Genomic DNA, 6,403 nt, shown 5'->3' with positions numbered 1-6,403 from the left:
CGGGGAGGACGCGCTTCTTGTCGTACAGATACGCCTCGGCCATCTCGATGCCGCTCGTCGCAGGCGCGTAATAGGCGGAGCCGGTCTTCAGGAGCGCGACGATCTCGCCGCCGCCGGCGCGGGTGCGCTGGACGATAGCGTCGATCTTACCTTGCGTGCTCATGCCCATCTTGATGAGGTCGGTGACGGGGATGCCCGACACGGTGGAATATTCCAGCACGGGCACCATCGTGTCGCCATGCCCGCCGAGCACGAACGCATTGACGTCGCGGACCGATACCCCGAACTCCCATGCGAGGAACGTCCTGAAGCGGGCGGAGTCGAGCACACCCGCCATGCCGACGACCTTGGTCGCGGGCAGGCCCGAGAACTCACGCAGTGCCCAGACCATCGCGTCGAGCGGATTGGTGATGCAAATGACGAAGGCGTCGGGCGCGTTGGCGGCGATGCCCTCGCCCACGGCCTTCATGACCTTCAGATTGATGCCGAGCAGGTCGTCGCGACTCATGCCCGGCTTGCGCGCGACGCCCGCGGTGACGATCACCACGTCCGCGCCCGCGATGTCGGCATAGTCGTTGGTGCCCAGGATCGATGCATCGAAGCCCTCGACCGGGCCGCACTGCGCCAGATCGAGCGCCTTGCCCTGCGGCACACCCTCGACCACGTCGAACAGGACGATATCGCCCAAACCCTTGAGCGCCGCGAGATGCGCGAGCGTCCCGCCGATATTGCCGGCGCCGATCAGCGCGATCTTCTTGCGGGCCATCCCCTGTCCTTTTCGGCTCGAGCGCCGCTTGGGGGCGCGATTTCCGAGTTGCCTACCCGCTTCGGGTAATCCGGGCAACTCTTAAAGACGGATAGACCCAGGACTGTTGCGACTGCTTCGCAACAGCTTTAACACCCGTGCCCAAGCGCAAGATACTCTTCGGACCGCATCTCTTCCAGGCGGCTGACGGTCCGGGCGAACTCGAACCGCCCATCGCCCGCCTCGTACAGCCGGTCGGGCTCGGCATCGGCAGCGGCGAGGAGCTTGACCTTGCGTTCGTAGAGCGCATCGATCAGCTGGACGAAGCGCGCGGCCTCGTTGCGGTTCTCGGGGCCCAGCTTGGGGATGCCGACAAGGATGACGGTGTGGTAGCGACGCGCGACCGCGAGGTAGTCCGCCGCCCCGCGCGCCTCGCCGCACAACTTCTTGAAGGCGAACACCGCGACCCCTTTGAGCGATTTGGGCACGCGCAGGGTACGGCCCTGGACGGTCAATACCTCGACCGGCACATGCTCCGAGTCCTCGGGCGGATAATCGGTCAGGCGGAAGAAGTCGGCCGACAGTTCGGCGGTGGCTTGCGCGCCGTTGGGAACGAGCCAGGTCTCGACGCGGCCCAAACGCTCGCGACGATAGTCGACCGGGCCGTTCAGCGCGAGCACGGCCAGCCGGTCCTGGATGAGCGCGATGAAAGGCAGGAAATGCTCGCGATTGAGGCCGTGGAGATACAGGTCGGCGGGCGCGCGGTTGGAGGTGGCGACGATCGTCACCCCGTGCTCCAGAAGCGCGGTGAACAGCCGCGACAGGATCATCGCGTCGGGCGAGTTCGTCACCATCATCTCGTCGAAGGCGAGCAGGCGCGTGTCGGCCGCGATCGCTTCGGCGACGGGCGCGATCGGGTCGCCGGTCTCGCGCGCGCGTTCGGCGTGAATGCGGGCGTGTATGTCGAGCATGAACTCGGCGAAGTGGACCCGGCGTTTGGCCTGGGTGCGAACCTGTCCGAAGAACAGGTCCATCAACATCGACTTGCCGCGCCCGACGCCTCCCCACAGGTACACGCCTTGGATCGGCGCGGACCTGCGGCGGAGCAGGCGCTTGAGAATGCCGGGTACCCGTGCGGCCTCCAGCTCGGCGGCGAGCCGGTCGAGCCGACGGGCGGCGGCGACCTGCTCGGGATCGGGGCGAAGCTCGCCGGCGGTGACGAGTGACTGGTACGCGGAGAGGACGGTGGCTGGCTTGGTCACGCCGGGCAATTAAGCCAAGACGGGTGAGGTCGCAACGAAGGCTCGACATACATCCTGCCGAGCAGCGCCCCGGAGTAAATCCGGGACGTCGTCGATCGGGCTCGCTGACGCGGCCCCTCGGCCGGGCTTGTGCGAGTCCTGCGCCGGGGCGGCGCAGGCCGCACTGCGCCTAAAGCGCGCGCTCCATCTCCATCTTCTTGATCTCGGCGATCGCCTTGGCGGGGTTCAGCCCCTTGGGGCACACGTTCGCGCAGTTCATGATCGTGTGACACCGATACAGGCGGAACGGGTCCTCAAGCTCGTCGAGCCGCTCGCCGGTCATCTCGTCGCGGCTGTCGGCGAGCCAGCGGTAGGCCTGGAGCAAGATGGCCGGCCCTAGGAACTTGTCGGAGTTCCACCAATAGCTCGGGCATGAGGTCGAGCAGCAGGCGCACATGATGCACTCGTACAACCCGTCGAGCTTGGCGCGGTCCTCCGGGCTCTGCAGCCGCTCCTTGCCCGCGGGGGCCGGGGTGACGGTCTGGAGCCACGGTTTGATCGAAGCATATTGCGCGTAGAAGTGCGTGAAGTCGGGGACGAGGTCCTTGACGACGTCCATGTGCGGCAGCGGCGTGATCCGGATTTCGCCCTTCACGTCCTCGATCGCGCTGGTGCAGGCCAGGCCGTTGCGCCCGTCGATGTTCATCGAGCACGAGCCGCAAATGCCCTCGCGGCACGACCGGCGGAAGGTGAGCGTCGAGTCCTGCTCCGCCTTCATCTTGATCAGGGCGTCGAGCACCATCGGGCCGCAGCTGTCGAGGTCGACCTCGAACGTGTCGTAGCGCGGGTTCTCGCCACTATCGGGATCGTAACGATAAACCTTGAACCGCTTGATCCGGCCGGCGGTCCCGGACTCGTTCGCGGGAGCCTTGTGCACGACGCCCTTCTTGACGACGCTGTTCTTGGGAAGCGTGAACTCGGCCATGGAACGATCCATCGGTTGAAAAGGCGCAACGGGGACGGTCGCGCGCGTCTTGGTCAGCCGGATACATGTAACGCTCCGACCCGGCAAATACGAGTTTTCGAGCGATAACCGGTGTTGCCGCCGGCAGCTTTTCTTTGCGAGCCCACAGACGATGTTGGGAGACCCGGCCTAAGCCGTTGATCCCACGCGACGCGCTCGCCGCGACCGCGCCGTGCGGCCGCACGGATCGGATTGCGGCCGAACGACCAAGTCCCATTTGCGACCAAGCCGGCGATCGGAGCCGGCGGACAAAGGATGCGGATCATGGGCAAACTGGACGGCAAGCGCGCGCTAGTGACGGGCGGATCGCGCGGCATCGGTGCGGCGATCGCGCGGCGGCTCGCGGCGGACGGTGCGGACGTGGCGATCACCTATGCCGGCAACGAAGCGGCGGCCAAGACCGTGGTGGAGACGATCGACGCGAGCGGGAGGCGCGGCCACGCGTTCCAGGCGGACGCGGCCGACGCGCGGGCGCAGCGACAAGCGGTCGCGGATGCCGCGACGGCGCTGGGCGGGCTCGACGTCCTCGTCCACAATGCCGGAATAGCCGATTTCGTCAGCATCGACGGCGGCGACGCGGAGGCGTCGCTCGAGGCGTACCACCGCCAGTTCGGCGTCAATGTCGAGGGCGTGTTCGCGGGCACGGCGGCGGCCGCGCCCCTATTGTCGGACGGGGGCCGCATCATCCTCATCGGCAGCGTCAACGCGCACTCGATGCCGATCGCGGGCGGCGCAATCTACGGTGCGACCAAGGCGGCGATCGCGCAGATGGCGAGCGGCTGGGCGCGCGACCTGGGTCCGCGCGGCATCCTGGTCAACGTGATCCAGCCCGGGCCGATCGACACCGACCTGAACCCCGCCGACGGCCAGTATGCGGAGGCGCTGACGGCGCGCGTCGCGATCGGCCGCTATGGTCGGCCCGACGAAGTGGCCGCACTCGCGGCGTTCCTGGCGAGCGACGAGGCGAGCTACATCACCGGCGCGGCGATCGACATCGACGGCGGCTTCTCGCTGTAGCGAGCGCGACGGCGGTCGAGCGGGTCGCGCCCGGCTCACTCGACCGCCGGACGCCCGACGGGCGCGGTGGCGGGCGGCAGGTTGCGCTCAAGCGCAGCAAGCCAACGCTCCGCGTCCCGGCCGATGCTGACCTGCGGGTCGGACGGCTCCAGTCTGTCCCGCCGCTCCCATCCCGCGACCGACGCGCGCGCCTCGGCGGCGGCGCGGGCGAGCGGCTGGGGCTTGCGCAGCGCGCGGTTGATCAGCGCGTCGCCGAAATAGGTCCAGTCATTGTCGGCGCGGCAGCCGAACGAGGTGCGGTCGGCGGCGCTGGCGGTGACGATCGCGGTGCCGCCGCTCATCAGCATCGGCACGAATGTCCCCGAATAGCAGGCGGAGACGAACAGCAGCCGGTTGGCGATCCCGACCTCGCCCAGCAACCGCCACAACCGGGTTGGCGCGATCGCGCCATAGCCCTGGTCGCCGTCGTTATAGACGATGCCGACGGGCGCGCCGTGGCTGGTGAGGTACAGCACGAGCACGTCCTCGCGCGCGTCCATCAGTTCGGCGACGCGGGCGAGCGCGGCGGACAGGCTGGCGGGCGAGCCCATCGGCAGCGCGCTCGGGGCCGCGCCCTCCGTCCCGGCCAGGACGATCGTGCGCCCGGCGGCGGCGTAGCGTCGCGCCAGCACACGGGCCGCCTCGCGCGCCTCGCGGCCGAAGACGGGATCGCTGTCGAGCGCGACCGCGACGACATAGGCGTCGACCACCCCGCGCCGCCCCGGCTGGAGCGCGTTCAGCGCGGCGGACAGCCGGCGATGCTCGGCCAGTGTGTCGCGCGCGGGACGGTCGCGCTCGATCTGGATGCCCAGTTCGGCGTAGGCGGCGACCTCAGCGCCGTCGGCCTTGGCGATGAACGGCGGCGGCAGGTTGTGCGTCGGCGGCGTGTAGACGACCGGCTGCTGCGCCGAGGCGGGGGCGAGCAGCAGCGAGGCGGCGAGCAGCTTGAGGACCGGGTTCATCGGAATGGCAGCTTGGGCGTGGGCGGGGGCAAGTCAAGCGAGCGGGGAACCAGCGACTCCCCCGCCCTGTTGAGCACGCACGCATCACAGGAAACCGCGCCATGAAATTGAAGCTCAAGCCGCTCGCCGAACAGGTGATCGTGATCACGGGCGCGAGTTCGGGCATCGGGCGCGTCACCGCCCGCCTCGCCGCCGCGCGCGGTGCGACGGTCGTGCTGGTCGCGCGTGACGAAGTGATGTTGGCGGAGGTCGTCCGCGAGATCGAGGAAGCGGGCGGGACGGCCGCGTACAAGGCGGCCGACGTGGGCGACCAGGCGGCGGTCGATGCGGCGGCGGCGTTCGCGGTCGAGCGGTTCGGGCGCATCGACACGTGGGTCAACGACGCGGGCACCTCGATCTTCGGCCACCTGCTCGACATCCCGAACGACGAGCACGAACAGATGATGCGGACGAATTATTTCGGCACGGTCCATGGCTGCCGCGCGGCCGTGCCGTTCCTGCGCGACCGCGGCGGCGCGCTGATCACGGTGGGGTCGATCGCGTCGGACCTGCCCGCGCCGGTGATGGGCGCGTATTCCGCGACCAAGCAGGCGCTCAAGGCCTATGTCGAGGTACTCCGGATGGAGTTGGGCAACGCGGGGCTGCCCATCTCGATCACGCTGATCAAGCCGTCGGGGATCGACACGCCGATCGGCCAGCACACCCGGAACTATCTCCCCGGCGAGGCGCAGATCCCGCCGGTCATCTACGCCCCCGAACTGGTCGCCGACGCCATCCTGAGCGCCGCGACCCGCCCCCGTCGTGAGATCACGGTCGGCGGGTTCGGGCGGTTGCAGGTGATGCTCGGACTGCACTTCCCGTGGGCCTACGAGCTGCTCGCCCCCAAGGCGACCGACGCGTTGCTGAGCGACCCTTCCCGCAAGCAGCCGCCCACCAACCTGTGGGAAGGCCGCGGCGGCGCGGAACGCTCGGGCGAACGCGCGGCCAAGTCGTTCAGCCTCTATACCAAGGCCGCCGAACACCCGGCGGCGGCCGCGCTCGGCTTCGCGGCGATCGGCGGCGCGGCGTTCGCGCTGTGGCGTTCGCGGCAGGATAAGGCATCAACGACCCGAGTGCGAGAAGGCCGGGCGGACGACGCGGCCCGTGTGGCGGACGACCAAGGCAAGCGAGCGTACAACGTTCCAGCTCGAGAGATTGCAATCACATCTTGAGTATAATCGTCAGAACGACGGCTCTATCCCAGCCTGCTTCAGCACACCATTTGCCGTAAACCGTTTCCGAGTACCCGCATCGACGGTGAAGGTCCGATCGGTAATCGGACTAGGCTTAGGACTCAATCAGCACCAATAGGCAAGGCTGGCGGCGAGTAAGACGC

Annotated in this window: 6 protein-coding genes; 2 read left to right on the top strand and 4 right to left on the bottom strand. The window is 68.5% G+C overall.

Translation table 11 applies throughout. The annotated features are described in order from the left end of the window. The 3 genes from mdh to ACFE7F_RS15190 form a co-directional block, all read right to left on the bottom strand. On the bottom strand, positions 1–766 hold a 766-nt coding region (mdh, locus tag ACFE7F_RS15200; RefSeq protein ID WP_375404692.1), incomplete at its 3' end, for a malate dehydrogenase. Positions 767–894: 128 nt separating this feature from the next. After that, positions 895–2,007 (bottom strand): cell division protein ZapE, encoded by a 1,113-nt coding sequence (gene zapE / locus ACFE7F_RS15195; RefSeq protein WP_375404691.1) that lies wholly within the window; start codon positions 2,005–2,007, stop codon positions 895–897. 169 nt (positions 2,008–2,176) lie between these two features. Further along, positions 2,177–2,971: a succinate dehydrogenase iron-sulfur subunit gene (locus ACFE7F_RS15190; RefSeq protein WP_375404690.1), complete on the bottom strand. Its 795-nt coding sequence runs from the start codon at positions 2,969–2,971 to the stop codon at positions 2,177–2,179. Positions 2,972–3,274: 303 nt separating this feature from the next. Here ACFE7F_RS15190 and ACFE7F_RS15185 point away from each other — a divergent pair, with 303 nt between their 5' ends. Continuing rightward, complete coding sequence (locus tag ACFE7F_RS15185) at positions 3,275–4,027, top strand: SDR family NAD(P)-dependent oxidoreductase (RefSeq protein ID WP_375404689.1); 753 nt, start codon at positions 3,275–3,277, stop codon at positions 4,025–4,027. A gap of 35 nt (positions 4,028–4,062) precedes the next feature. On the opposite strand, the gene ACFE7F_RS15180 is transcribed toward ACFE7F_RS15185, so the two are convergent. Continuing rightward, positions 4,063–5,028: a C13 family peptidase gene (locus ACFE7F_RS15180; protein WP_375404688.1), complete on the bottom strand. Its 966-nt coding sequence runs from the start codon at positions 5,026–5,028 to the stop codon at positions 4,063–4,065. A 101-nt stretch (positions 5,029–5,129) separates the two neighbouring features. Between ACFE7F_RS15180 and ACFE7F_RS15175 the strand changes: the two genes are divergently transcribed. Continuing rightward, entirely contained in the window at positions 5,130–6,239 is a 1,110-nt protein-coding gene (locus ACFE7F_RS15175) for an SDR family oxidoreductase (RefSeq protein WP_375404687.1), read from the top strand. The last annotated feature ends 164 nt before the right edge of the window (positions 6,240–6,403 follow it).

The organism is uncultured Sphingomonas sp., from assembly GCF_964235535.1.
Classification (GTDB): Bacteria; Pseudomonadota; Alphaproteobacteria; order Sphingomonadales; family Sphingomonadaceae; genus Sphingomonas.
This window is presented reverse-complemented; position numbering and strand designations above follow the sequence as displayed.

What these genes read in the sequence shown, in the direction of transcription:
- ACFE7F_RS15185 (WP_375404689.1), top strand. Translation starts at nt 3,275, where the DNA reads ATGGGCAAACTGGACGGCAAGCGCGCGCTAGTGACGGGCGGATCGCGC.
- ACFE7F_RS15180 (WP_375404688.1), bottom strand. Translation starts at nt 5,028, where the DNA reads ATGAACCCGGTCCTCAAGCTGCTCGCCGCCTCGCTGCTGCTCGCCCCC.
- ACFE7F_RS15190 (WP_375404690.1), bottom strand. Translation starts at nt 2,971, where the DNA reads ATGGCCGAGTTCACGCTTCCCAAGAACAGCGTCGTCAAGAAGGGCGTC.
- ACFE7F_RS15175 (WP_375404687.1), top strand. Translation starts at nt 5,130, where the DNA reads ATGAAATTGAAGCTCAAGCCGCTCGCCGAACAGGTGATCGTGATCACG.